Genomic DNA, 25,475 nt, shown 5'->3' on the forward strand with positions numbered 1-25,475 from the left:
TTGCGACCGATCAGTTGGCAGGTCCGGGAAGGTCGGGGAAGATCACCGAACGGAGCAGATGCACAACGCGCAGGAGCCGATTCAGCGGATCCGCCACGCTATGCAGCTTTCCGGCAATGATGCGGGCCTCGGCCAGGATCTTGTGGGAATGGCAGGTAAAGTCTTGCTGCGAGGTAGAGGATGGCGGAGACGAAGGGATTCGAACCCTCGATACCGTTTCCGGTATGCACCCTTAGCAGGGGTGTGCCTTCGACCACTCGGCCACATCTCCGCCGACGCGTTTAGCAGCGGGGAAGGCAGGTTCACAAGCGGAAAATGCCGCAGGCGCCGCGGTTCTTCAGGCGACGCGGATCAGCAGCGCCACGCCCGCCACAATCAGAACCATTCCAAGGATCTGGCGCGCGCTCGCGCCTTCGCGGAACAGCCGGGCGGACAGGATCTGGGCGAAGAAGACCTCGACAAGCGCCAGGGTGCGCACATTCGCGGCCGAGGTCAGCGCAAAGCCGATGAACCAGAACAGCGAGGCGAACGCCCCAAGCGCGCCAGCCGCCAGCGAGACCCGCCAGCTGCGGGCGATGGCGCGCAGGGTGTGGGGTTCGCGCAGGATCAGCCACAGCAGCATTGCCGCCGATTGCATCGCCAGCGCGATCACCAGCACGACCGCGGCGCGCAGCAACGCCTCGCCCTCCGGCAGGGCCAGGATGGCGCCGCGAAAGCCGATGGCGGACAGGCCGAACAGCGCGCCGGCGGCGATGCCTGTGGCCACCGTCCTTGATCGGGCGCGCGACCAGTCGGCGCCCGACATCAGGACCACGCCCAGCACCGCAAGCGAGATCGCGGCGAGACGCGCCAGCCCGAGCGGTTCGGCCAGAAACAGCGCGCCGAAGATGGCGAGCGTGACCGGCTCGGTCTTCATCAGGGCGGTGGCCACGCCAAAGCCCTGTCCGCGCATCGTCACCAGCATGAAGGCGGTGGCGGCGATCTGGGCGCCCGCGCCAAGCGCCGCCCAGATCAGCGTGTCGGGGCCGATGGTGGGCAGGCCCGTGCGCGATGCCAGCACGGCCAGAAACAGCGCCGCGAAGGGCAGCCCGAAGATGAAGCGCACGGCGGTTGCCCCGATCGTGCCGATCTGGCCGGTCAGTCCGGCCTGCGCGGCGTTGCGCCCGGTCTGGGCCGCCGCCGCGATCAGGGTGGCGAGGATCCACATCGGGCTCAGCCCTTGCGGACCGTTTCGATCATCAGGGCCACATGATCGGGATCGGCATCCGGGGTGATGCCATGACCGAGGTTGAAGATATGCGGGCCGCCCCGGAAAGCCTCGACGATGCGGCGGGTCTCGGCGACCAGTTCGGGGCCGCCGGTGACCATATGGCGCGGGTCCAGATTGCCCTGAACGCAGCCATCCTTCTGCACATGCGCCGCCGCCCAGGCCGCATCGACCGAATTGTCAAGGGCCACGGCATCGGCGCCGGTGGCGCGGGCAAAGCCTTCATAGCGGGGGCCGGCCTCGCGCGGGAAGGCGATGACGGGAATGCCAGGATGGCGCGCTTTCAGCGCTGCGATGATGCGGGCGGCAGGGGCGAGCGCGAAATCATCGAAATCCCGGCCTTTCAGGCTGCCCGCCCAGCTGTCGAACAGTTTTACCACCTCGGCCCCCGCCTCGATCTGGGCCGAGAGGTATTCGATGGTCGCATCGGTAATCCGGTCGATCAGCGCGGCGAAGGCCATGCGGTCGGCATCCTTCATCGCGTGGGCCGGCCCCTGATCCTTGGTGCCGCGACCGGCGACCATGTAGGTGGCCACCGTCCAGGGCGCGCCGGCAAAGCCGATCAGCGTGGTGTCGCGGGGCAATTCGCGCGACAGAATCCGCAGCGTTTCATAGACCGGCGACAGCCTGTCATGGATCGCATCCACCGGTTTCAGGGCGGCGACGCCGGACGCGTCGGTGATGGTCGACAGGCGCGGGCCCTCGCCGGTGACGAACCACAGATCGGCGCCGAGCGCCTGCGGGACCAGCAGAATGTCGGCGAACAGGATCGCCGCGTCGAAACCATAGCGGCGGATCGGCTGCAGCGTGACCTCGGCGGCGAGATCCGGGGTGTAGCACAGCGACAGGAAATCGCCCGCCTGCGCCCGCGTGGCGCGATATTCGGGCAGATAGCGGCCCGCCTGGCGCATCATCCAGATCGGCGGAGTGGGCAGGGTCTCGCCCGCCAGGGCGCGCAGGATCGTCTTGGTCATCGCGGTCTCCTTCGCGGCCTTTCACCGCAGGGGCGCGCCCATTGTCAAGTCTTCGCCGCGTCGCTATGCCTTCCACATGACACAATGGCCGACCCCTGAGAGCACCCTGAAAATCGGCACGCGCGGATCGCCTCTGGCGCTGGCGCAGGCTTATGAGACGCGCGACCGGCTGATGCTGGCCCACGGTTTGCCCGAAGCGGCGTTCGAGATCGTGGTCATCAAGACCACCGGCGACCGCATTCTGGACCGCCCCCTGAAGGAGATCGGCGGCAAGGGCCTGTTCACCCGCGAAATCGAGGATGCGCTGCTGGACGGCGCCATCGACATCGCCGTCCATTCGATGAAGGACATGCCGGTCCTGCAGCCCGATGGGCTGGTCATCGACTGCTATCTGCCGCGCCAGGACGTGCGCGACGCCTTTGTCAGCCCCGATTTCGCCTCCATCGCCGATCTGCCGCAGGGCGCCGTGGTCGGCAGTTCCAGCCTGCGGCGCCGGGCCCAGCTTGCGCATCGGCGCCCCGATCTGGTGCTGGTCGAGTTTCGCGGCAATGTGCAGACCCGGATGCAGAAGCTGGCGGACGGCGTGGCGCAGGCGACCTTTCTCGCCATGGCCGGGCTGACCCGGCTGGGCCGGCTGGACGTGGTGCGCAGCGAGATCCCGACCGATGAAATGCTGCCCGCGGTCGCCCAGGGCGCCATCGGGATCGAGCGCCGGCGCGACGATGCGAGGACCGGCCCGCTGCTGGCGGCGATCAATGACGCCGACACCACCTTGCGCATCGATGCCGAGCGGGCCTTTCTGGCCCAGCTGGACGGGTCCTGCCAGACCCCGATTGCCGGGCTGGCCGAATTGCGCGGCGACCGGCTGACCCTGCGCGGGGAGTTGATCCTGCCCGACGGTTCGGCCGTCTTCGCGAGCCTTCGCGAGGGGCTGGCGGCGGATGGCCCGGCCATGGGTCGCGATCTGGCCGATGAATTGCGCGCACGTGCGCCGGCGGATTTCTTCGACCTGTTCGGCAGCGCGGGCGAGCGCGGCTCGCCGCCGTTGACATAGGCGCATCATGGCGCGCACGCTGGGTTCCCGTGCCGAGGTGACTGGCCCGCTGATCCGCGCCGTGGCCCTGCGCCTGTTCGCCCGCCACGGCTATGCCGCCGTCTCCATGCGCCAGATCGCGGCCGAAGTCGGCGTGCAGGTGGGCACCATCTATGCCTATACCGAGGACAAGCAGGCGCTGCTGGCCGATCTGCTGAGCACCCATATGGAGATGATCCTGGCGGCGTGGCGGGACGATTCCCAGGCCCCGCCGCTGACCCGGCTGGACCGTTTCGTGGACTTCCATATCGACATGAGTCTCGATCATCCCGACGGTGTGTTCCTGTCCTATATGGAACTGCGCAATCTCAGTCCCGACAATCTGGCGCTCATCACCGGCTTGCGGCGGCGCTACGAGCGCGGGCTGCAGGCAATCCTCGATGCAGGGGTGGTTTCGGGCCAGATGCGGATCGAGGACACCCGGCTGACACGGATGGCGCTGATCGGCATGCTGACCTCGGTGACGAACTGGTATCGCGACGGCGGGCGTCTGGACCGCGACCAGCTGCACCACTACTATCGGGGTCTCGTCCGCGGCGCGGTCGGCGCGGCCGAGCGCTGATCGAACGCACTTGCCCCCGCCCCACCGGACGCCGATATAAAGCCCATGTCGATCTCGCCCACCTTTCTGGATGAACTGCGCGCCCGCGTTCCGGTCAGCCGGATTGTCGGGCGGAAGGTGACATGGGATCTGCGCCGATCCAATCAGGCCAAGGGCGACTGGTGGGCACCCTGTCCGTTTCACGGCGAAAAAACCGCGTCCTTTCATGTCGATGACCAGAAAGGCTTCTATTACTGCTTCGGTTGCCACGCCAAGGGCGACGCGCTGACCTTCCTGCGCGAGGCCGAGGGGCTGGATTTCATCGAAGCGGTGAAGGTGCTGGCCGCCGAGGCCGGCCTGCCGATGCCCGAACGCGAGCCGGGCGAGCGTCAGCGCGCCGATCGCCGCGACGTTCTGGTCGAGGCGATGGAGGCGGCGACCCGGCATTACCGGATGCAGCTGTCGACCGGGCAGGGGACGGCGGCGCGCGACTATCTGACCCGGCGCGGCCTCGATCAGGCGGCGATCGACCGGTTCGAGCTGGGCTTCGCGCCGGACGCGCGTCAGGGTCTGTTTCACGCCCTGCGCGAAAAGGGGATGCCGCCCGAGGTGATCGTCGATGCGGGTCTGGCCGCCAGGCCCGATGATGGCGGCGCGCCCTTTGATCGCTTTCGGGGCCGCATCATTTTCCCGATCCGCGATGCGCGCGGCCGCGCCATCGCCTTCGGGGGCCGCGCCATGGACCCGAATGCGCGGGCCAAATATCTCAACAGCCCCGAAACCCCGCTGTTCGACAAGGGGCGCAACCTTTACAACCTCGCGCCCGCGCGGGCGGCGGTGGCCAAGGGCGCACCGCTGATCGTGGCCGAGGGCTATATGGATGTGATCGCGCTGGTGCTGGCGGGGTTCGAAGGCGCGGTTGCCCCCTTGGGCACCGCGATCACCGAGGATCAGTTGCGCCTGATGTGGCGGATCTCGCCCGAGCCGGTGATCATGCTGGACGGCGATGCCGCCGGTCAACGCGCGGCGCTGCGACTGATTGATCTGGCGCTGCCGATGACCGGACCGGGGCAGGCGCTGCGTTTTGCGGTGCTGCCGGCCGGGCAGGACCCCGACGATCTGATCCGCGCGCAGGGGGCAGGGGCCATGCAGGCGGTGCTGGACGCGGCCCGCCCGCTGGTCGATCTTTTGTGGCAGCGCGAGACCGAGGGCCGCGATTTCGACAGTCCCGAACGCCGCGCGGCGCTGGACACCAGCCTGCGCAAGGCCATCGCTGTGATCCCCGACGAGACGACGCGCAACCACTATACCGCCGCTTTGAAGGAGCGCCGCTATGCGCTGTTCGGCGGCCGGCGCGGCGCCGGGCGCCTGACCCCCGGCCCCCGCGACACCCGCAATCCGCTGGGCCGACGCGGCCAGCCGGAACCGGCGCGCGCGCAGACGCGGGCGACGCCGCTCGGGCAGCAGGATGCGGGCGACGCCACGCTGGAGGCGATGGTGCTGGCGCTGTGCGCGGCCTATCCGGGCATCGCGCACCGGGTCGAATCGCGCATGGAACTGCTGGCCCCGACCGACGCGGGGCGGGCGGCGCTGTGCCACGATCTGCTGGCCGGCGCGGACAGCGAGCCGGGGCGGGCGGCCCTTGCGCGGATCATGGAGGATGCCTACGTCAAGGCCTCGCCGCTGATCCGCCAGCCTGACGATGCCGAGAAGGCCGCAGTGGTGCTGGCCAATATCCTCGACAAGATCGAAGCCCGCCGCGCTGCACTGGCCGAACTGGCCCGCGCCGAGGCAGAGATCCAGGGTCTGGTCGATGAAGGCCTGACCTGGCGGATGAGCGAATCCGCACGCGCCCGACACCGGGCCGAAAGTCCGCAGATCGAAGACAGTGCGGACATGAACGAAGACCGCAGCGCGCTTTCCGCGCGTCTTGCTTCTTATTTCGACACCAAGCGCGACAAGCGCGGGTGATTCGGGGCCGTTTCGCCAATTTGCGAATCGCCCGGCCTTTGAACCCCGCGCGCATCTTGTCTACAACGGTGCCGATCCCCATCTGATTCGGGCCAACCGAATCACTCCGCTGACAGGACGACCATGGCCGCCAAGGACGACGACACCTCCCGCGACGACAGCCAGGATAACGACCACTCGCTCGACATCAGCCAGACGGCCGTGAAGAAGATGATCGCCGAAGCGCGCGAGCGTGGCTTCATCACCTATGACCAGCTGAACGCCGTTCTGCCCCCCGAGCAGGTCAGTTCCGACCAGATCGAGGACGTGATGTCCATGCTGTCCGAAATGGGCATCCAGGTCGTCGAGAACGAGGAAGAAGGCGAGGACGGCGAGGGCGGCGAAGTGGCGGTCACTTCCTCGACCTCGCGCGAGGTCGCCCTCGCCAGCAGCGAAACCGAAAAGCTCGACCGTACCGACGACCCCGTCCGCATGTATCTGCGCGAGATGGGCAGCGTCGAACTGCTCTCGCGCGAGGGCGAGATCGCCATCGCCAAGCGGATCGAGGCCGGGCGCAACACCATGATCGCGGGCCTGTGCGAAAGCCCGCTGACCTTCAAGGCCATCACCATGTGGCGGCAGGAACTTCTGGACGAAGACATCCTGCTGCGCGACGTGATCGATCTGGAAACCACCTTCGGCCAGTCCATGGACGAAGAAAGCGTCGAAGACCTGAGCGACAGTGCCGCCCCCGCGGCGTCCCGCACCGAGCGCGAGCAGGAAACCGATGCCGACGGCAACCCGCTGCCGGTCGAGGATGACGAGGAAGACGAAGGCGCCAACCTGTCGCTGGCCGCGATGGAGGCCAGCCTGAAACCGCAGGTGCTGGAGACGCTGGAATCCATCGCGCGCGACTATGAGGATCTTGCCCATATGCAGGATCAGCGCATGTCGGCGACGTTGAATGAGGACGGCACCTTCTCGGCCGCCGACGAGATCGCCTATCAGAAGCTGCGGGGCGAGATCGTGGTGCTGGTGAATTCGCTTCATCTGCACAACAACCGCATCGAGGCGCTTGTCGATCAGCTTTACGGCATCAACCGCCGCATCGTGACGATCGATTCCGGCATGGTGAAGCTGGCCGATGCCGCCCGCATCAACCGGCGCGAATTCATCGACGCCTATCGCGGCGCCGAACTGGACCCGGCCTGGATCGACCGGATGTCGGCCAACAAGGGCCGCGGCTGGCAGGCGCTGTTCGAGCGCAGCCTCGACAAGGTCGAACAGCTGCGCAACGACATGGCCGAGGTCGGCCAATATGTCGGCGTCGACATCGAGGAATTCCGCCGCATCGTGAACCAGGTGCAGCGCGGTGAGAAAGAGGCCCGTCAGGCCAAGAAGGAAATGGTCGAGGCGAATCTGCGTCTGGTCATTTCGATCGCCAAGAAATACACGAACCGCGGCCTGCAATTCCTTGATCTTATTCAGGAAGGTAATATCGGCCTGATGAAGGCGGTGGACAAGTTCGAGTACCGCCGCGGCTACAAGTTCTCGACTTACGCGACCTGGTGGATCCGGCAGGCGATCACCCGCAGCATCGCCGATCAGGCGCGCACCATCCGCATCCCGGTCCACATGATCGAGACGATCAACAAGCTGGTCCGCACCGGCCGTCAGATGCTGCACGAGATCGGCCGCGAGCCGACGCCGGAAGAACTGGCCGAAAAGCTGCAGATGCCACTGGAAAAGGTCCGCAAGGTGATGAAGATCGCCAAGGAACCGATCAGCCTCGAAACCCCGATCGGGGACGAGGAGGACAGCCAGCTTGGCGATTTCATCGAGGACAAGAACGCGGTCCTGCCGCTGGATTCGGCCATTCAGGAAAACCTGAAGGAAACCACCACCCGCGTTCTGGCCAGCCTCACCCCGCGCGAGGAACGGGTTCTGCGGATGCGCTTCGGCATCGGCATGAACACCGACCACACGCTGGAAGAAGTGGGCCAGCAGTTCAGCGTCACCCGCGAACGCATCCGCCAGATCGAGGCGAAGGCGCTGCGCAAGCTGAAGCACCCCTCGCGCTCGCGCAAGCTGCGCAGTTTCCTCGATCAGTGACCTGATTTTTCTTAATTGGCGCAAGAACTTCTTGCGCCAATCGCACCGCGCGTCTTAGCTTTGTCTCATTCATCGGGGTAGGACCATGGTGCTTGCGCATCTCCTTTATCGCAGTTCCGGCCGAGACAACCTTTTCTTCTATCGCGATTGCGATGATATCCTCGCCGTCGCGCGCGAACGGAATGCCCGGCTTGGCCTGACCGGCTTCCTGCATGCCGAGGACGGCATTTTCGTTCAATGGCTGGAAGGGCCCGAAAACGCGCTGAATCAGGTCGTCGACAGCATCATGGAAGATGCGCGGCACCGCGACATCACCGTCTTCAGCCGCGGCGCGATCGAGGAACGTCAGTTCCCAGTCTGGGCTATGGGCTTTTCCGACGGCAGCCAGGCGCCGCTGTTCGATTTCCTTGCCGAGCGCGGCACCAATTCGCACGACCTCCGCGCCTTCGGATCCTGTCTGCACCGCTTCCTGCTGCTGCGCGCCGCCTGACACGCCGAGCCGGCGCTGACCTTCGGTTGCGGGGCTGGCCGGAATCGGCTAGGCACAAAACAGGAACAGCAGCGGGGGCCGAATGGGCGAGGGTTTTCAGGCGCAGTTTGATCTCTGGCTGGGCGATGCCGTGGTCATGGGGCGGGTGCTGGCGGTGCTGGGGGCGGCACTGGCGCTGCTGCTGCTGCTTTACTGGCGTGGCCGGCGCGATCTGGCGCAGTCGCGGGAGGCGGCGGCCCAGCTGACCCGCGATCTTGCCACGCGGGTCGAGGAATCGGCGCGGCAGCAATCCCAGTTGGCCGGTCTGGAAACCCGTCTGGCGCAGGAGGCGCAAGCGGGGCGCGAAAACGCGCTGAAACTGAGCCAGGTGGAAACCCGGCTGGAGGATCGGATCGGGCGTCTGGCGGAACTGGCCGAGGAACGCGACGGCCTGAACGATGCGCTCTATGCCGCACGGCAGGCGGTGTCGCGCCTGGAAACCGACCTCGCCCAGACGCGGCTCGCGGCCGAAAAGGACCGCGAACGGGCCGCTCATGACCTCGTTCAGTTGCGCGAATTGCGCGAGGAAATGACCGGCCATTTCCGCCTGATGGCCAATGAGACCCTGCGGGTGCAGGGGGCCGACATGCAGAAGACCCATGGCGAGCAGTTGAACGCGCTGCTGAACCCGTTCCGCGAGCAGGTGCTGCATTTCCAGCGCGAGTTGCGCGACCGCAACCGTATCCTCGACGAGGAGGGCGCGCGCCTGCGCGAACAGATCGCCAATATCGGCCATGAAGCCAGCGCCCTGACGCGCGCGCTGAAAGGCGACAAGCAGAAGCAGGGTGCCTGGGGCGAGATGATTCTTGAGAGAATACTTGAGGAATCCGGTCTAGAGCGTGGAATTCATTACGCTGTTCAATCCAGCTGGACCGATGAGGATGGTCGCGTCTGGCGCCCCGACGTGATCGTGCGGATGCCGCAGAAAAAGCTGCTGGTGGTCGACAGCAAGGTGTCGCTGAACGCTTATGAGGCGGCGGTGAATGCCGAAACCGAAGCCGACCGGGCGGCGTCCTTGAAGCGCCATGTCGAGGCCGTGCGCGCCCATGTCACCGCGCTGTCGGCCAGGGGCTATGACCAGCTTGATGACGGGGCGGTGGATTATGTGCTGATGTTCATCCCCATCGAGGGTGCATTTTCCGAAGCGCTGCGCGTGGATCCGGGGCTGGCCAGTTTTGCCATGGACCGCCGTGTCGGGCTGACCACGCCGACCACCCTGATGCTGACGCTGCGCACGGTGGAACATATCTGGACGGTCGAGCGGCGCGAATCCAACGCGCTGGAAATCGCCCGGCGCGCCGGTCAGCTTTATGACAAGGTCGCGGGCTTCGTGGACTCGCTGGACGAAATCGGCGCGGCGCTGAACAAGGCCAGCAACGCCCATCGCACGGCTGTCGATCGGCTGTCGCGCGGAAATGGCAATGTCATCCGCCAGGTCGAAATGCTGCGCGAGCTGGGTGCGCGCGCGACGAAAAAGCTGGCCATCGACCATGACAAGGCCGATGCGCTGCCCGTGCCCGAGGAGGGCGAGCCATGAACGAAATTCTTAAATTCGATACGCATGGTGTTGGTTTTTATGAAATAACCTCAGACGTGGCGCAGATGCTGTCGGGGCAGGGCGACGGCCTTCTGACGCTGCTGATCCGCCATACTTCGGCCAGTCTGCTGATCCAGGAAAACGCCGATCCCGATGTGAGGACCGACCTGCTGGCGTGGCTCGACCGGTTGGCCCCATCGGCCGATGCGCCGCAGATGGGCTGGATCACCCATCGTCTGGAAGGCCCCGACGACATGCCCGCGCATATCAAGGCCGCGGTGCTGCCGACCAGTCTGCAGATCCCGGTGCGGGCCGGGCAAATGTTGCTGGGCCGTTGGCAGGGCATCTATCTGGTCGAGCACCGCACCCGTCCGCATCGGCGCGAGGTTGCGCTGGCGTTCACTCCAACCTGACCCGCATCTGGTGTTTCGCACCTGAGGTCCTACAATCCTTGTTGCGATTCCTGCGCAGCTTGTGGATAACTCGGTCGTGAGGACGAGATAAGGGACACGAGGGATGCGCTGCCCGTTTTGCGGAAATGTCGATACGCAGGTCAAGGACTCGCGACCGGCCGAGGACAACGTCGCGATCCGCCGCCGCCGCTTCTGCCCGGCCTGCGGGGGGCGCTTCACCACCTATGAGCGCGTCCAGCTACGCGATCTCGTGGTGGTCAAGTCGAACGGCCGGCGCGAGGATTTCGACCGTGACAAGATGTCCCGCTCGATCCGCATCGCCATGCAGAAGCGTCCGATCGAGGCCGAGCGCATCGATCAGCTGATCTCGGGCATCGTGCGGCGGCTGGAAAGCATGGGCGAGACCGACATCTCCTCGAAGATCATCGGCGAGATCGTGATGGAGACGCTGGCCCGGATCGACAATGTCGCCTATGTGCGATTTGCCAGCGTTTACAAGAACTTCCAGGATGCCGGCGATTTCGACAAGTTCGTCTCGGAACTGCGTCCGCCGAGCGAGGACGCTTGATTTCCGACGCCGGCCACATGGACCACGCGCTGCGGCTTGCGCGGCGCGGGCTGGGAAACGTGTGGCCCAATCCGGCGGTCGGCTGTGTGCTGGTCCGCCCGGATGAGGGTGGTGGCGGCGTCGTCGGGCGGGGCTGGACCCAGCCGGGAGGCCGGCCCCATGCGGAACGCATGGCGCTGGATGCCGCCGGCGCCGCGGCGCAGGGCGCCACCGCCTATGTCACGCTTGAGCCCTGTGCGCATCAGGGCCGCGCCGGCCCCTGTTCTGACGCGCTGATTGCGGCGGGGGTGAGCCGGGTGGTGACCGCCTTGACCGATCCCGATCCGCGCACCGCCGGACAGGGCCATGCCAAGCTGCGCGCCGCCGGGGTCGAGGTCGTCGAAGGTGTCCGCGCCGCCGAGGCCGCGGCCCTGCAGCGCGGTTTTCTGAAGCGGGTGACTGAGGGCCTGCCGATGGTGACCCTGAAACTCGCCGCCAGTCTGGACGGACGCATTGCCACCGCCGCCGGCGAAAGCCAGTGGATCACCGGCGCTGTCGCGCGGCGCCATGTCCACCTGCTGCGGCTGCAGCATGACGCGATCATGGTCGGCGGGGGTACCGCCCGCGCCGACCGGCCTGCGCTGAACGTGCGCGGCCTCGGCCCGGTGCGCCAGCCGGTGCGGATCGTCGTCTCGGACCGGCCGGTGATGGGGCTTCCCCCCGAGGATGCCGATCACGGCCCTTTGTGGCAGATATCGGGCGGGATGCATGCGGCACTCTCGGGGCTGGCCGATCGTGGGCTGACGCGGATCCTCTGCGAAGGCGGCGGGGTGCTTGCGGCGCAATTGCTGGCCGATGGTCTGGTCGATGAGCTCGTCCTCTACAGCGCCGGAATCGTGCTGGGTGCCGATGCGCGGCCTGCCATCGGTCCGCTGGGCTTGACAAGTCTCGCGGATGCGCCCCGCTTCACCTTGCAGCGCGCCTTCCGGCTTGGTCCCGATCTGTGCCAGCACTGGGCGCGCCCGGCGCCCTAACGGCGCCAGATCCACGCATGACCTGCCAGCGCGCCCTGCGCCTTGGCCAGCAGGCGCAGGGCGCGGCCTTGCCGGACAGCGGAGGCCGCCAACCGCTCCAGCGCCAGCTCCGGCGGGCAGGGCAGTCCGCTGATGGGATCGACATAGCGCGGATAGCCGATCAGCACCGCATGTGTCAGCGCGTCGAGATCCGGGCGCGCCCGGCGCCGCGCCGGCACCGGCCCGAGGTCGCGGGTCAGCCCCCATCCGGCATAGAAGGGCGCACCCAGCGTGGTGACGGGAATGCCGCGCAAAAGCGCCTCGAATCCGAGGGTCGAGGTCATGGTCCAGACCGTGTCGACCTGACCCAGCAGCGCGACCGGATCGGCCGCGCGGGCGATATGATCGGCCAGCCGCGCCAGATCCTGTTCCGCGACCGCGCCCGGCCGCAACCCCGCCTCGACATCTGGATGCGGCTTGTAGATCAGGACAGCGTCGGGGTTTTCCGCGCGCACGCGTTTCAGCAGCGCGAGATTGCTGCGTTCAAGGCCCGCGCCGAGGCGGATCGAGGTGTCATCCTCGACCTGTCCCGGCACCAGAATGCGCGGCCGTCCGTCCCCGTCAGGCAGGTGATTGTCGCCGCCCAGATTGTATTTGCTGAGACCCGCCGCGATCAGAGCTTGGCGCAGGCGCGCGGCGCGGGCGGCCCCGCCGGGCGGCAGGGGCGCGGCGATCAGCGCCTCCAGCGCCGAGGGGCGGCCCGGGTCGTAATAGATGCCGCCCTGATCCGCGACCAGTGACAGCGGCGGGATCAGCGCCGCCCCCAGGCCGCGCGAGCGCAGGAACCCGTCCTCGACCCGCAGCGCGTCGGGGCCGACCTCATCGGCGCGATTGGCCCAGACCAGCGTGACCGCCGCAGAAGGCCGGCGGGTAAAGCGGACCGGGCGGACCGATCCGAAGGCGCGGGCGATATACGGGCGCTTCCACAGCCGGATGCCATAAGCCAGGTGGCCCGCATGATCCTGCCGGAAGGCCTTGGCTTCGGCCTCGAGCTGATCCAGCGCGCCGTCGAAATCGGTCAGGGCGTCGCGGCAGGGATCGTACCAGATCGGCGCAATCAGGTGGCTGGCGGCGAAAAGGGCCTCGACAGGGGCGGGGCTGCGGCGGGGCTGCGCGGCTTCGTCATCGCTGAGGCCCCAGCCGGCATAAAAGGGCAGCCCGAACAGGCGCGGGCGATGCCCGGCCAGCATCGCCTCGTATCCCAGTTGCGAACTGACCGCATAGACCGCACTGGCGCCGCGCAGCAGCGACCAGGGCGAGACGGGACCGTCGCAGATGGTCTCGCCCGGCAGCAGATCGGCAGCGGTGAAATGGCCCGGACGCAGCCCCTGGGCGGTTTCGGGATGGCTGCGGATGACGATCCGCTGGCGGGGATGCTCGGCGCGGGCCGCAGCCAGCATCTGCAGGAAACGATCCCGATCAGCGCCCATCAGTGCTGCATCCCCCGCCGTCTGGTCGATGACCAGCACATAGCCCGGTTCGGGCGGCGGCCAATCCGGCAGGTGGGCGTTGTATTTCGACAGGTCCGCCGCGATCAGCCGCGCGATCCCGGTGCGGGCCTGGGCGTGAAATGGTGCGGTTGCGCCGCTGGCGATCAGCGTTTCGATCAGCGAGGGCGTCACCGGATCGAAATGCAGCCCACACGGATCCACGATCAACCCGATGGGGCCGCGCCGCGCCAGTGCACCGCGCGCCCGTCCGGGCAGGATGGAACGCAGAAAGGCATCCTCGACGTGAACCAGACCGGCGCCCCGGCGCCGGGCGATGGCGCGCCCCCGCCACGCAGTGCCCGCCGCGCCCCAGATGCCGATCAGATCGCCCGTGCCGGCCAGCCCAAGCCGGGGCCCCCAGCCGGCCAGATCGAGGATCCGCCGCACCCGGCCGCCCAGCAGACCGCCGTTATATACAAACAGCCGCCGGGGCGTAACCCCGGCGGCTGCATCGCGAATCTCGTGCATCAGTTCCCGATGTTTTCCAGCGTCCGGATCGAGTTGGCACCCCCCGTGATCGCCCCCAGCAGCTTCTGCCACTGCACGTAAGGCGCCTCGGTCACATAGACGGTATCGCCATCGCGGATCAGGAAATCGCGGGCCAGGAACAGACCGTTCGGCCGGGTCAGGTCCAGCACATAGGCCATGCGTTGCGTGCCCGAAACCGGCTGGCCCAGCACCGCCGAAGCGACCTGCGCAGGTTCATCGCGCAGCACGAAGACGCCGGTTGGGTCGGCCGTCACGGTGGACAGGCCCCCGACCATGGCGATGGCCTCGATCGCGTTGATCTGTTCATTGCCCAACGGCACCTTCGTCTGGCCGCCAAGCGCGCCGAGCGCGGTGAAGCTGCGCTGATCTTCCTCCACCAGGATCACGTCGCCGGGGCGCAGCGCGATATCATAGGAGGGGTTGAAATACAGGTCCGACAGCCAGACCTTGCCGGTCTCGCGGCCGCGCTTGACGGTGATGACCGCCACCTCGGGTTCGACATTGACGCCGCCCGACTTGGCCAGCATCGCCGACAGCGTCCGGGTCGGGCGCTCGATCGGATAGACGCCCTGGCCGAAGACCTTGCCCATGACCGAGACGGTGGCGCCGTCACCGGCCACCCGCGTGACCGAGACCTGCGGGTCCGGCGTCTGGCTTTCCAGCCGCTGGGTGATCGCCTGGCGCAGCTGGTCGGGCGAATTGCCCGCCGCCCGGATGCGGCCCGCATAGGGCACGAAGATATAGCCCTGGCTGTCGACCTGAAGCTGCTGCAGCTCGGTCGAGCTTTGGCCGAGACCCACCAGCAGGCCGTCATCGACGTTTTCCCAGATCATCAGCCCCAGCGTGTCGCCGGGCCGGATCTCGTCCGCGCCGACGGTGCCGGCATTCAGGAACTCTCGCGAGAAGCCATAGGACGGGGTGAAGTTGGCGGTGCGGTTGACGTGGTTGTTGACGAAAATCACGTGGGAATCGCCGCCGTTCTCGACCGCGCCGGACAGGATTTCCTTTTTGCTCGGGCCGGAACGCGGCAGGCCGCACGCGCCGAGGGCGGTGACGGCGATCAGGGCAGCGATCAGGGGCAAACGCATCGTTCGCGCCGGTGTGTTGAACACTTCTGTGGCGGTCAAGTTCTTATCTCCTGCTTCTCGCCGATTCCGGCGGTCCCTCGGCGACACGTTAGCGCGAGGAGTGTTGTTTATCTATACGTCGTTGCCATTTAGCGTGAATCCGATCCACGCTGCTGGCGCGTTTCCGCCCGCCCGAAGGCAAGCGCGTCATAGGGGTCATGGGGGGCCATCATCATGTCCACCACCAGCCGCAGGGCCGGGGCGCGGGCCCCGCTTGCGTAAAAACCGCCCGGTATCTGGCTGGTTTCCAGCAAATAATCCCGATACAACCGATAGTTGTCATGGTCCGGGCGCTGCGGGTGGACGAAAAATTCCGGCAGGTTCTGCCCCGAAACCAGCTGTGGCTTATCGAACACAGCCCGACCCATCGCCTTGACCGGCAACCCCCGCCAGAGGGCCTGCTGAGCCGAGGTGGAATTCACGGTGACCACCGATCGCGCCTGTCCCAGCAGCAGCGCCAGCTTTCCGCCGGGGACATGATGGACGCGGTCGGCGATGCCCAGTTCGCGGGCCTTGACCATGATGTCGCGGCGCTGATTGGTGCGGCCGTCATCCAGCGGGTGGCCCTTGAAGACCAGATGGTGATGGCGTGGCGCATGTACGGCGAAAGCCTCGATCACCTCGGTGGTGAATTCGGCCATGGCGTCGTAATCGGAATGGGCGCGGAAACTGGCATCATGTTCCAGCTGCATCAGCACCAGCGTGAAGGGGTGCCCGCTGCGCCGGATTTGCCGGGTGCGGATGAAGTGATCGACCGCGAAGACCGGGCTGAGCAGTAGCCGGCGCAGGTTCAGCCGAAACTCCTGCAGAACCGAGATGGCGCGATGGGTGCGGAATTTCGGGAAGCGTCCATTCGCGGTCAGGATGAGGAAATGATAGAGCGCGCCGTAGAACTTGTGCTGGCGCATGTCGCCCCAATTGGCCGGCGGCCGCGGCAGATCGGCCTGCGGCCCGCGCAGGGCGGCGCGCATCTCGGGCAGGGAGATCTGCATGAGCCGCGAATGCCCGTTCGAGCCGCCGCGTTCATAGGTCACCCAGAAGGGACGCAGATAGCCTTCCTCGAAAACGTGCAGGGTCAGGCCGCGGGCTTGGGCGGCGGCGCGGGCGGCGGCATGGACGGGGCGGACATCGCCGTAAAGGACGATGTCGGTGACGCCCTTTTCAGCGATCAGCCGGTCCAGATGGGCGGGCCAATCCTCGGGCGTTCCCTGATGCAGGATCAGCCGTGCGGGATCGGACCAGAAATAGGCGTCCCCTGCATTGAAGGCCACCCGCCAGACCTGCGCCCCGGTCGCGCGCAGCAGCTTGCCCAGCCGGTCGAAGAACGGCCCGTGCGGGCCTTGCAGCAACAGGAAGACGCGCCCATCTACCGGGATATCACGCGCCTGCGTCATCGGATCCTGCGACAGGGGGGGAGAGGACGTAGGGCGCGGCATCTGCGGGGTAAAACCGATACTGTTCAAACGTGCCTATTTTGCAGCTTCGCGCGCTTTTGGAAAGGGCCATGGCGGTTCTGCGTTAAGGCAATGTGACGTCGCCCTTCGGACTTGCCGGTCCGCGCCCGCTTCGCTACCCACGGATCAAATCGCAGGAGAGTCTGATGTTCACCGGGATCATTACCGATATTGGCACCGTCACCGAGGTCGAGCAGCGTGGCGATCTGCGCGCGCGGGTCCGGAACGCTTACGATATGGCGGGGGTCGATCTGGGGGCCTCCATTGCGTGCAACGGTGTCTGTCTGACCGTGGTCGGCAAAGGGCCGAACTGGTTCGACGTGGACATCTCGGCCGAGACGATTTCCAAGACCAATATCGGCCATCACGGCTGGGAGCCGGGCGTGCGCATCAATCTGGAACGCGCGCTGAAGGTCGGGGATGAGCTGGGCGGGCATATCGTCTCGGGCCATGTCGACGGCGTGGCCGAACTCGTCGAGATGCATGACGAGGGCGACAGCCTGCGCCTGACCTTCGAGGCCCCGCCGGAACTGGCGCGGTTCATCGCGCCGAAAGGTTCGGTGGCGCTGAACGGCACCTCGCTGACGGTGAACGAGGTCGACGGCAACCGCTTCGGCATCAACCTGATCCCGCATACGCAGGAGGTGACCACCTGGGGCACGGTCAAGGTCGGCGACAAGGTGAACCTGGAGATTGATACGCTGGCGCGTTACGTCGCCCGGCTGGCGGAGGCGGGGTAGCCCCGACGAAGGCCATGGCGTCGCCAGACGGCCTCAACGAATTTTCCCCCTATCTCTTGCGCTGGAACCTGATCCCTGACGGCGAACCGCTTGCGACGCCGACGGCTTGCCTGTTGCCGGTCCGGCAGGAGGGTCGCGCCGCCATGCTGAAGCTGTCCTCTACCGCAGACCAGCAACGCGGTGCGGCACTCATGGCGTGGTGGAACGGTGAGGGCGCGGCACGGGTGAAGGCGATGGAAAACGGCGCCCTCTTGATGGAGCGTGCCGAGGGCACGCGTTCCCTGGGGAATATGTCACGCAGCGGGGACGATGATAACGCCTGCCGCATCCTTTGCGCCACCGCAGCGAAACTGCACAGGGCGCGCGCGCAGCAAGCTCCGCCGCTGGTGCCTTTAACCCGGTGGTTCCGCGAGTTGGAACCGGCGGCAGCGCGCTATGGGGGGATACTGGGCCGCTCTGCCGAAACGGCAGGGCAGCTGCTAACCGATCCCCTTGATTGTGGTGTGCTTCATGGCGACCTGCATCATGATAATGTGCTGGATTTCGGTCGGCATGGCTGGCTTGCCATCGACCCTCACGGACTTGTTGGTGAGCGCGGTTTCGATTTCGCCAATATTTTCACCAATCCGGACCTGAGCGATCCGGAACATCCGGTCGCGGCCGATCCGGCCCGTTTTCTGCGCCGTCTGGAAGTGGTCGCAGAGCATGCGCGGCTGGAACGTCGGCGGCTGCTTCAGTGGATTCTGGCATGGACCGGCCTGTCGGCAGCGTGGTTTCTTGAGGATAACGATCCACTGGCCCGGATTGACCTGAGCGTCGCGGAACTGGCGGCGGCCGAACTTGACCGCTGACGGCTGGCAGCCGACAACCCGACCGGCCCGACATAAAACGGGGCGCCAGTGGCGCCCCGTTTTATGTCTGCGAGTGAACGAACCTTACCGCAAAATCGACCGGCCGGCGTAAACCGCCGCGTCGCCCAGCATTTCCTCGATGCGGATCAGCTGGTTGTATTTCGCCAGCCGGTCCGAGCGCGCCAGCGACCCCGTCTTGATCTGCCCGCAATTGGTTGCCACGGCCAGATCGGCAATGGTGGCGTCCTCGGTCTCGCCCGAGCGATGCGACATCACGCTGGTATAGCCCGCGCGTGTCGCCATCGCCACAGCGTCCAGCGTTTCCGACAGCGTGCCGATCTGGTTGACCTTCACCAGCAGAGAGTTGCCGCAGCCCTTCTTGATACCTTCCTCAAGCCGGCGCGGGTTGGTCACGAACAGGTCGTCGCCGACCAGTTGCACCTGCTTGCCCAGACGGTCGGTCAGCAGTTTCCAACCCTCCCAGTCGTCCTCGGCGCAGCCATCTTCGATCGACAGGATCGGGTAGTCGGCGCAGAGCGCGGCCAGATAGTCGACATTCTCGGCCGAGGTCAGGGATTTGCCTTCGCCGGCCATCTCATACTTGCCATTCTTGAAATACTCGGTCGAGGCGCAATCCAGCGCCAGCATGATGTCGTCGCCGGGCTTGTAGCCGGCTTTTTCGACCGCGCGCAGGATGAAATCCAGCGCATCGCGGGTGCTCGACAGGTTCGGCGCAAAGCCGCCCTCGTCGCCCACGCCGGTGGCGAGGCCCGCCGAGGACAGTTCCTTCTTCAGCGTGTGGAAGACTTCCGAGCCCATGCGGACGGCCTCGCGGATATTGTCCGCACTGACCGGCATGATCATGAATTCCTGAATGTCGATCGGGTTGTCGGCATGTTCGCCGCCATTGATGATGTTCATCATCGGCACCGGCAGGACATGCGCGGAGGCGCCCCCGACATAGCGATAGAGCGGCAGCGCCGATGCTTCGGCCGCCGCCTTCGCCACCGCCAGCGATACGCCCAGAATGGCGTTCGCGCCCAGACGGCCCTTGTTCGGCGTCCCGTCCAGCTCGATCATCAGCAGATCGATGCCGCGCTGATCGGTGGCATCCTCGCCGATCAGCGCCTCGGCCAACTCGCCATTCACGCTGTCGACGGCGTCCAGCACGCCCTTGCCCATGTAACGCTGCTTGTCGCCGTCGCGCTTCTCGACGGCCTCATGCGCGCCGGTGGAGGCACCCGAGGGCACCGCAGCCCGGCCCATCGTGCCGTCTTCAAGGGTCACGTCGACCTCGACGGTGGGGTTGCCCCGGCTGTCGAGGATTTCACGGGCATAGATGTCGATGATGGCGGTCATAGGTCCCTCCTGATCCGTTGCGCCGGGTATACCGCCACGGAAAGGGCGGTGAAAGGCGCTAATTTCGCTGCGGGCCGCGTTGCGCGCGGGTGCAGGCGATTTCAGCGCTGATGCACGGTGATTTCGGCCCAGATCGGCAGATGGTCCGAGGCCTGCCGCGCCAGCGGACTGTCCTCGACCCCGGTGGCGCGCACCTCGACCGCCTGGGACACGGCGATCCGATCCAGCCGCAGGCGCGGCATCGGCGCGGGATAGCTCGGTCCCGGCGCGATCACCCGCAGCATCTCCAGCGATTCAAGGCCGCGATCGCCGCGCCATTCGTTGAAGTCGCCCATCATCATCACCGCATCGCCGGACAACCGTGCGGCCTTGGCCATCAGCCGCGCCAGCTGGGCGCGCCGAGAAGATCGCGCCAGCCCCAGATGCACGCCGATCAGGGTCAGCCCCGCCACGCGCACGGCCAACGCGCCGCGCGGCTCGATCCCCGGCAGGGGCAGGCGGCGCAGCACGGCCTCCTCGGCCAGATCGGGGCGCAGCAGCACCGATTGGCCATGCCATCCCAGCGAGCTCTCGCCGGTGGTGCGCATCTGCACCGGCACCAGCCCGGTCAGTTCGCGGATCAGGGCGCGGGGCAGCGCCTCGGGCCGGGCGCCGAAGCGGAAATCGACCTCCTGCAGCGTGATGATGTCGGGGTTCAGATCGGCGATGACCTGCAGATTGCGCTCTGGCGCGTGGGGGCCGGTCATGCCGCGCCCCTTGTGCAGGTTATAGCTGGCGACGCGTAATCTCATGTGCCGCAGAAGGTCCGCAGGACGCGTTCGGACGGCGCGGGCGCCCGCGACAGATCCGCCCATTCGGGCCGCGCCTCGAACGGGTGAGTCAGGGCGGCTTCCAGACGCTGGAAGGGCGCCATGTCGCCGGCCACGGCGGCCTGTATGGCTTCCTCGATCCGGTGGTTGCGGGGGATCCGCAGGGGGTTGGCCGCGGCCATCAGGGCCGCGTCGGGGCCAGCAGCGCGCCAGTCGGCCGCCCAGGCGTCAAAATCCGCGCGGTCCAGAAATTCGTCGCGCGCGCTGCCATCGGCGAGGCCGGCGAAACTGCGGGTGAAATCGGCCTGCGACGTCGCCATCAGATCCAGCAGCCGGTTGACCAGTTCGATCGCCACGTCCGAGGGCGGAAGCCCGATCTTCGCGGCAAAGCGGCGCGCCCAGGCGGCCTGATAGATCTGCGGGAAGGCGTGCACGGCGCGGGTCGCCTCCTCGACGGCTTTTTCCTCATCCTCGCCCATCAGCGGGATCAGGCAAGAGGCGAATTGCGCCAGGTTCCACACCGCCACCTGCGGCTGTTGCGCCCAGGCATAACGCCCCCGGCGGTCGATCGAGGAAAACACCATGTCAGGATGATAGCCGTCCATGAAGGCGGCGGGGCCATAGTCGATGGTCTCGCCGGAAACCGCCATGTTGTCGGTGTTCATCACCCCGTGGATGAAGCCAAGCGCCATCCATTGCGCAATCAGCGCGGCCTGCGCGGCGACCACGGCCTGCAGCAATTGCAACGGGTTCTGCGCCTGCGGAAAATGCCGCTGGATAACATGATCGGTCAGCGCGCGCAGCGCCTCGACATCGCCGCGCAGGGCGAAATATTCAAAGGTGCCGACGCGGATATGGCTGGCGGCCACGCGGGTCAGGATGCCCCCCGGCAGCAGGGCCTCGCGCTGCACGATGCCGCCGGTGGCCGCGGCCGCAAGCGCGCGGGTGGTGGGCACGCGCATCGCGGCCATGAACTCGCTGTCCAGATATTCGCGCAGCACCGGGCCAAGCCAGGCCAGCCCGTCGCCCTGACGCGAGAACGCCGTAGGGCCGCTGCCCTTCAGCTGCAGATCGAAGCGCTTGCCGTCGGGCGCGACCACCTCGCCGATCAGCAGGGCGCGACCATCGCCGAGTTGGGGTGTCAGCTGCCCGAACTGATGCCCCGCATAGGCCTGCGCGATGGAGGCGGCGCCGGGTGGCAGCGCATTGCCTGCCAGCATCGCCAGCCCCTCGGGGCCGGCCAGCCAGTCGGCGTCCAGCCCGAGCCGTGCCGCCAGCGGCCGGTTCAGCGCCAGCAGTTGCGGGTTGGGGCTGCCCGCCGGGGCCGCCGCCGCGAAGAAGCGGGCGGGCAGGGCGATATAGCTGTTGTCAAACTGGGGTGCGGTCATGGGGAAGATTTAGGGGCAGCGGCGAGAATAAAAAAGGGGCCATTCGGGATGCAACCTCGAGACGCGGGGTGCGGCGTGAATTCGGTCGGCATCTCTGTGCGCCCGCTTTTCCCGACGAATCTCCGTGTGGATGAAATTCGCACGGCGCCGGCAGGCGCGCCATGTTTCCAGAACGGGTGCGACTGGCGGTCGGCGAGGTTCTGCGCCCTCAGGGCGTCGCGTCAGGGTGAACATTGGGGTCATTGTCAGAGGGGTTGGAAACAGAAGCGGGCGGACGCAACCAAGCCGAGCCACCGATAGCCGAAAGGTTGATGCCCGGAAGGAGATGCCATGGCGCCTGACAGCTTCCGGCAGCATCGGTGGTAGTCATGGCATACCGGGGCCGCGACAAAATTTCGGGCACGGCAGGCAGGCGTTGCGTGCGCTGCTGGTTTGCCAGAGCCTGCGATGTGCCTGTGCGGAACATAACGTCGCCGAAGGGCAGAATTCCGCAAAGCCGACTGAAGGGGAAATGCAGGCCGAGGCGGGAGAGGTCATTGGTCGGCGCAAGCGTTCGATGGCAGATATGCCGGTGGCGATATCCCGTGAAGGATTCGGGAGAGGGTGTCGATTCCGACGACACGCGATTTCACCCCGGACAGCGCCATCGCGCCGCGAGAGCGTTCATTGGTCCGATTGTCGCGTCGTCGTTGACCGCCTGCAAGGGGCCGCATCACTGCGCCACCGATGCCGAACGACGCGGAGAGGATGTCTCAACGCCCCGTATCCGGTCCGTCCAAGGGTTGATGCCGTTGCAGACGACGCCTCGCGGGTCGACCGGGTTCTCGCGACCCGCAAGGTCTCGTTTGGCATCTCACAGCGCTCGACTCCTGCGCCCTGCGCAGCCTGCCGGGAGGCAGCGACAGGATCTGCGCCCCGGCACTCGGCCCGCGCTGGAATGCGCGTGCGACCCAACCTCGGCGCAGAAGGCCTGAATATGGACGTCATCATCTAACACAATCTCGATGCCGGCACTTCGGGAAATACGCTCGCCATGATCCGCAATGCCGGCGTTGAGCCGCATGGCATCGAATAGCTTAAATCGCCCCGTCGCGCCCGCTGCTGGAACAGGTGATCGCACATATGGGAATCACGTCGCGCGATCTTCCGCGCAGGAAAGGCACACCCTTTGCGGAACTCGGGTTGGACGATCCGGCGCTGCCCGATGCCGCGCTGATCGAAGCCGTGATGGCGCATCCAGAATGCATGACCGGCCGGATTCTGATCGGTCTTGCCCGCTGCACCGTCATGGTTCTGATCTGGAACCAGTTCGCGCGCGGACCCTTCGCGACCATGCAGCGAAGGCGCGCAAACCCATTGTTCCCAGGGGCGAGTCGCGCTAGGGAGCGGGGCATGACCGGGACCCTGCGGCGACAGATGCGCATGCTTGCGCTTTGGGCGATGATGCTGCCCTTTCTGGGCGTATCGCTGATCGCCAATGGCGTCATGCCGTCGCGCGGGGCGGATGGTTATGTGACCTTCGTCATCTGCACCGGAACCGGCATGGTCGAGATGGCCTTCGACCCGGTGACGATGGAGCCGGTGGAGACGGGCGGTCTGGCCGATATGCCTTCCGATGACGACGAGACGGCAGCGAAGGCCTGCGCGTGGTCGGGAATGCAGGCGGCGTTCGACCTGCCGCATTCAGTGTTGTGGATGGCGCCCGCGCAGACGTCCCGGCGCGCCGATCCCCTGCGGGTCGAAACGGCCCTGCTGATGGCCCGTGCCACCGGGCTGCCGCCTTCGACGGGGCCACCCGCCGCAATCTGACGCTTTCCTTATCGAAAACATCAGACCGGATAATCACACCATGACCGACATCACCACGGGGGCCTCTGCGCCTCAGGGGGCCGCGCGCCGCGCCGGCGCCTCGAACCTTTACCGCGCAGTCTGGCGCTGGCATTTCTATGCCGGGCTGCTGATCCTGCCTTTCATGATCACTCTGGCCGTGACCGGGGCGATCTATCTGTTCCGCGACGAGATCGACCGCCGCGTCCATGCCGATTTCATGCGCGTCACCCCGGTCGAGGAGCAGCGCCTCGCACCCTCCGAAATCGTCGCGGCGGCGCTGGCGGCGCAGCCCGGCACGGCGGTGAAATATACCGATCCCGCCCAGCCCGATCTTTCGACCGAAATCACCATCCAGCCGGAAACCGGCCCGCGCATGGCCGTCTATGTGAACCAGTATGGTGGCGAGGTGCTGGAGGTGCGCCCCGACCGCAGCACCTTCGCCTGGACCGTGCGCTATCTGCATTCGCTGCGCTTCTTCGGCGCGAAGCCGCGCCTGATCATCGAGATCGTCGGCGGCTTCTCGATTCTGCTGGTCGCGACCGGGATCTTCCTGTGGTGGCCGCGCGGGCAGAAGGGCGGCGTGGTCTCGGTTCGCGGCAAGCCCGAGCGGCGGGTATTCTGGCGCGATCTTCATGCCGTGACGGGGATTTTCGCCGGTGGCTTCATCGTCTTTCTGGCGGTGACCGGGATGCCCTGGTCATCGGTCTGGGGGGCAAAGGTCAACGAATGGGCCAATGGACGCAATTTCGGCTATCCGGCCGGGCTGCGCATCGACGTGCCGATGTCGAACGAGCATCTGGACCATGTCGCCAAGACCTCGTGGTCGATGGAACAGGCGCAGATCCCCATGACCATGCCGCCAATGGACGGGCAGCCGATCGGACTTGATGCGGCGGTGGCGAAGTTCGACGCATTGGGACTGAACCGGGGCTATTCGGTGGCGCTGCCAACGACGCCCGAGGGAGTGTATTCCGGTTCGGTCTATCCCGACGATCTGAGCCGGCAGCGCGTCGTCCATCTGGATCAGTATACCGGCCATTCATTGATCGACATGAGCTATGCCGATTATGGCCCGCTGGGGCGCTGGCTGGAATTCGGCATCAACACCCATATGGGCCAGACCTTCGGGCTGCTGAACCAGATCGTGCTGCTAACGGCCTGTGCGGGCATCGTGCTGCTGGCGGTGTCGGCGGCGGTGATGTGGTGGAAACGCCGTCCTTCGGGCAGCCTCGGCGTGCCGCCGCTGCCTTCGGATCGCCGGGTGTTCATCGGACTGTTCGTCCTGCTCGGGATCGGCGGGCTGTTGTTCCCGCTGACCGGGCTGACGCTGCTGGTGATGATCGGGCTCGATCTCGCATGGCAATGGGGGGCAGGGCGCCGCTCGGGCGCCGCCGCCTGAGATGTCCTGCCTATCGGTGGCCGGCCCGGACCGGCTGATCCATGAGTTCAAGCGGTGCACGGCTAAGCTGGTTACCGGTCTCGGTCAGCTTGTGCAGAAGCCGCATGAACTCGGCCCGCTCAGCCTCGTCCAGCCCGGTCATGATCTTCTCCTGCGTGGCGCGGATCGCGGGCTGGATGGTCTGCAGCAGCGTTTCGCCGCGCGGGGTCAGCGTCAGGGCGCGGGCGCGGCGGTCATCGTCGCGCACGCGCCGCTCGATATAGCCGCGGCTTTCGAGGCGCGAGACGACGCCGCCGATGGTCACACGGTCATGGGCGATCAGTCCGGCCAGCGTCGCCTGATCGATGCCGGGCCGGTCGCGCAGAGTCGAGAGCGCCCCGTATTGCACCGGTGTCAGGTCAAAGCCCGCGGCTTTCGTTTGCGCGGCGAAGACCGCCACCGCGATCTGATGAAGCCGCCGGATCAGGTGGCCGGGAAGGTTGTAAATCTGTGTCATGCTCCAA

General features: G+C 66.5%; 22 protein-coding genes and 1 tRNA gene. 13 read left to right on the forward strand and 10 right to left on the reverse strand.

Features of this window, described 5'->3' with window-relative positions; translation table 11 throughout:
• Positions 1–181 precede the first annotated feature (181 nt).
• From H1S04_RS00620 to hemE, 3 genes are all read right to left on the reverse strand, one after another.
• Positions 182–271, reverse strand: a tRNA-Ser gene (locus H1S04_RS00620).
• Between the two features lie 66 nt (positions 272–337).
• Positions 338–1,207 (reverse strand): DMT family transporter, encoded by an 870-nt coding sequence (locus H1S04_RS00625; protein WP_181743638.1) that lies wholly within the window; start codon positions 1,205–1,207, stop codon positions 338–340.
• A 5-nt stretch (positions 1,208–1,212) separates the two neighbouring features.
• On the reverse strand, positions 1,213–2,241 hold the full coding sequence (hemE, locus tag H1S04_RS00630) for a uroporphyrinogen decarboxylase (protein WP_181743639.1): 1,029 nt from the start codon (positions 2,239–2,241) through the stop codon (positions 1,213–1,215).
• 76 nt (positions 2,242–2,317) lie between these two features.
• On the opposite strand from hemE, the gene hemC reads away from it, so the two are divergent.
• The 9 genes from hemC to ribD all read left to right on the forward strand — a co-directional run bounded on the left by hemC (position 2,318) and on the right by ribD (position 11,997).
• Positions 2,318–3,295 carry a hydroxymethylbilane synthase gene (hemC, locus tag H1S04_RS00635; RefSeq protein ID WP_181743640.1) on the forward strand — a complete coding sequence of 326 codons (978 nt, stop codon included), beginning with the start codon at positions 2,318–2,320 and terminating at the stop codon, positions 3,293–3,295.
• A 7-nt stretch (positions 3,296–3,302) separates the two neighbouring features.
• Positions 3,303–3,896: a TetR/AcrR family transcriptional regulator gene (locus tag H1S04_RS00640; RefSeq protein ID WP_181743641.1), complete on the forward strand. Its 594-nt coding sequence runs from the start codon at positions 3,303–3,305 to the stop codon at positions 3,894–3,896.
• Between the two features lie 45 nt (positions 3,897–3,941).
• Entirely contained in the window at positions 3,942–5,846 is a 1,905-nt protein-coding gene (gene dnaG / locus H1S04_RS00645) for a DNA primase (protein WP_181743642.1), read from the forward strand.
• Positions 5,847–5,969: 123 nt separating this feature from the next.
• Entirely contained in the window at positions 5,970–7,937 is a 1,968-nt protein-coding gene (rpoD, locus tag H1S04_RS00650) for an RNA polymerase sigma factor RpoD (protein ID WP_181743643.1), read from the forward strand.
• A gap of 88 nt (positions 7,938–8,025) precedes the next feature.
• Positions 8,026–8,427, forward strand: coding sequence for a BLUF domain-containing protein (locus tag H1S04_RS00655; RefSeq protein WP_181743644.1), 402 nt, complete (start codon positions 8,026–8,028; stop codon positions 8,425–8,427).
• An 82-nt stretch (positions 8,428–8,509) separates the two neighbouring features.
• A complete protein-coding gene (gene rmuC / locus H1S04_RS00660) occupies positions 8,510–10,003 on the forward strand; it encodes a DNA recombination protein RmuC (RefSeq protein ID WP_255435417.1) in 1,494 nt (497 codons plus the stop codon).
• Positions 10,000–10,416 (forward strand): secondary thiamine-phosphate synthase enzyme YjbQ, encoded by a 417-nt coding sequence (locus H1S04_RS00665; protein WP_181743645.1) that lies wholly within the window; start codon positions 10,000–10,002, stop codon positions 10,414–10,416. Before rmuC ends, H1S04_RS00665 begins: the two co-directional genes overlap by 4 nt.
• Before the next feature lie 103 nt (positions 10,417–10,519).
• The gene (gene nrdR, locus H1S04_RS00670; RefSeq protein WP_181743646.1) at positions 10,520–10,984 is read left to right on the forward strand and encodes a transcriptional regulator NrdR; all 465 of its coding nucleotides are present in this window, start codon (positions 10,520–10,522) and stop codon (positions 10,982–10,984) included.
• A 17-nt stretch (positions 10,985–11,001) separates the two neighbouring features.
• The gene (gene ribD / locus H1S04_RS00675; RefSeq protein ID WP_181743647.1) at positions 11,002–11,997 is read left to right on the forward strand and encodes a bifunctional diaminohydroxyphosphoribosylaminopyrimidine deaminase/5-amino-6-(5-phosphoribosylamino)uracil reductase RibD; all 996 of its coding nucleotides are present in this window, start codon (positions 11,002–11,004) and stop codon (positions 11,995–11,997) included.
• On the opposite strand, the gene H1S04_RS00680 is transcribed toward ribD, so the two are convergent.
• From H1S04_RS00680 to H1S04_RS00690, 3 genes are all read right to left on the reverse strand, one after another.
• Complete coding sequence (locus tag H1S04_RS00680; RefSeq protein ID WP_181743648.1) at positions 11,994–13,994, reverse strand: capsular polysaccharide biosynthesis protein; 2,001 nt, start codon at positions 13,992–13,994, stop codon at positions 11,994–11,996. The genes ribD and H1S04_RS00680 overlap by 4 nt on opposite strands.
• Positions 13,994–15,103 carry a polysaccharide biosynthesis/export family protein gene (locus H1S04_RS00685; RefSeq protein ID WP_181743649.1) on the reverse strand — a complete coding sequence of 370 codons (1,110 nt, stop codon included), beginning with the start codon at positions 15,101–15,103 and terminating at the stop codon, positions 13,994–13,996. The genes H1S04_RS00680 and H1S04_RS00685 overlap by 1 nt, the downstream gene beginning before the upstream one ends.
• 128 nt (positions 15,104–15,231) lie before the next feature.
• Entirely contained in the window at positions 15,232–16,536 is a 1,305-nt protein-coding gene (locus H1S04_RS00690; protein WP_181743650.1) for a capsule biosynthesis protein, read from the reverse strand.
• Positions 16,537–16,742: 206 nt separating this feature from the next.
• Here H1S04_RS00690 and H1S04_RS00695 point away from each other — a divergent pair, with 206 nt between their 5' ends.
• Both H1S04_RS00695 and H1S04_RS00700 read left to right on the forward strand, forming a co-directional pair.
• Entirely contained in the window at positions 16,743–17,336 is a 594-nt protein-coding gene (locus tag H1S04_RS00695) for a riboflavin synthase (protein WP_181743651.1), read from the forward strand.
• Between the two features lie 14 nt (positions 17,337–17,350).
• On the forward strand, positions 17,351–18,187 hold the full coding sequence (locus H1S04_RS00700; RefSeq protein WP_181743652.1) for an aminoglycoside phosphotransferase family protein: 837 nt from the start codon (positions 17,351–17,353) through the stop codon (positions 18,185–18,187).
• 84 nt (positions 18,188–18,271) lie between these two features.
• On the opposite strand, the gene eno is transcribed toward H1S04_RS00700, so the two are convergent.
• From eno to H1S04_RS00715, 3 genes are all read right to left on the reverse strand, one after another.
• Complete coding sequence (gene eno / locus H1S04_RS00705) at positions 18,272–19,546, reverse strand: phosphopyruvate hydratase (protein WP_181743653.1); 1,275 nt, start codon at positions 19,544–19,546, stop codon at positions 18,272–18,274.
• Between the two features lie 101 nt (positions 19,547–19,647).
• Positions 19,648–20,337, reverse strand: coding sequence for an endonuclease/exonuclease/phosphatase family protein (locus H1S04_RS00710; RefSeq protein WP_181743654.1), 690 nt, complete (start codon positions 20,335–20,337; stop codon positions 19,648–19,650).
• Entirely contained in the window at positions 20,334–21,743 is a 1,410-nt protein-coding gene (locus tag H1S04_RS00715; RefSeq protein WP_181743655.1) for a YdiU family protein, read from the reverse strand. The genes H1S04_RS00710 and H1S04_RS00715 overlap by 4 nt, the downstream gene beginning before the upstream one ends.
• Positions 21,744–23,135: 1,392 nt before the next feature.
• On the opposite strand from H1S04_RS00715, the gene H1S04_RS18560 reads away from it, so the two are divergent.
• Both H1S04_RS18560 and H1S04_RS00725 read left to right on the forward strand, forming a co-directional pair.
• Positions 23,136–23,552 carry a hypothetical protein gene (locus H1S04_RS18560; protein WP_255435555.1) on the forward strand — a complete coding sequence of 139 codons (417 nt, stop codon included), beginning with the start codon at positions 23,136–23,138 and terminating at the stop codon, positions 23,550–23,552.
• Between the two features lie 40 nt (positions 23,553–23,592).
• Positions 23,593–24,972, forward strand: coding sequence for a PepSY domain-containing protein (locus H1S04_RS00725; RefSeq protein WP_181743656.1), 1,380 nt, complete (start codon positions 23,593–23,595; stop codon positions 24,970–24,972).
• A 10-nt stretch (positions 24,973–24,982) separates the two neighbouring features.
• Here H1S04_RS00725 and H1S04_RS00730 read toward each other — a convergent pair whose 3' ends face one another.
• A complete protein-coding gene (locus tag H1S04_RS00730; protein ID WP_181743657.1) occupies positions 24,983–25,468 on the reverse strand; it encodes a MarR family winged helix-turn-helix transcriptional regulator in 486 nt (161 codons plus the stop codon).
• Between the last annotated feature and the right edge of the window lie 7 nt (positions 25,469–25,475).

Origin of the sequence: Paracoccus sp. S1E-3, from assembly GCF_013868135.1 — a bacterium.
GTDB lineage: Bacteria > Pseudomonadota > Alphaproteobacteria > Rhodobacterales > Rhodobacteraceae > Paracoccus.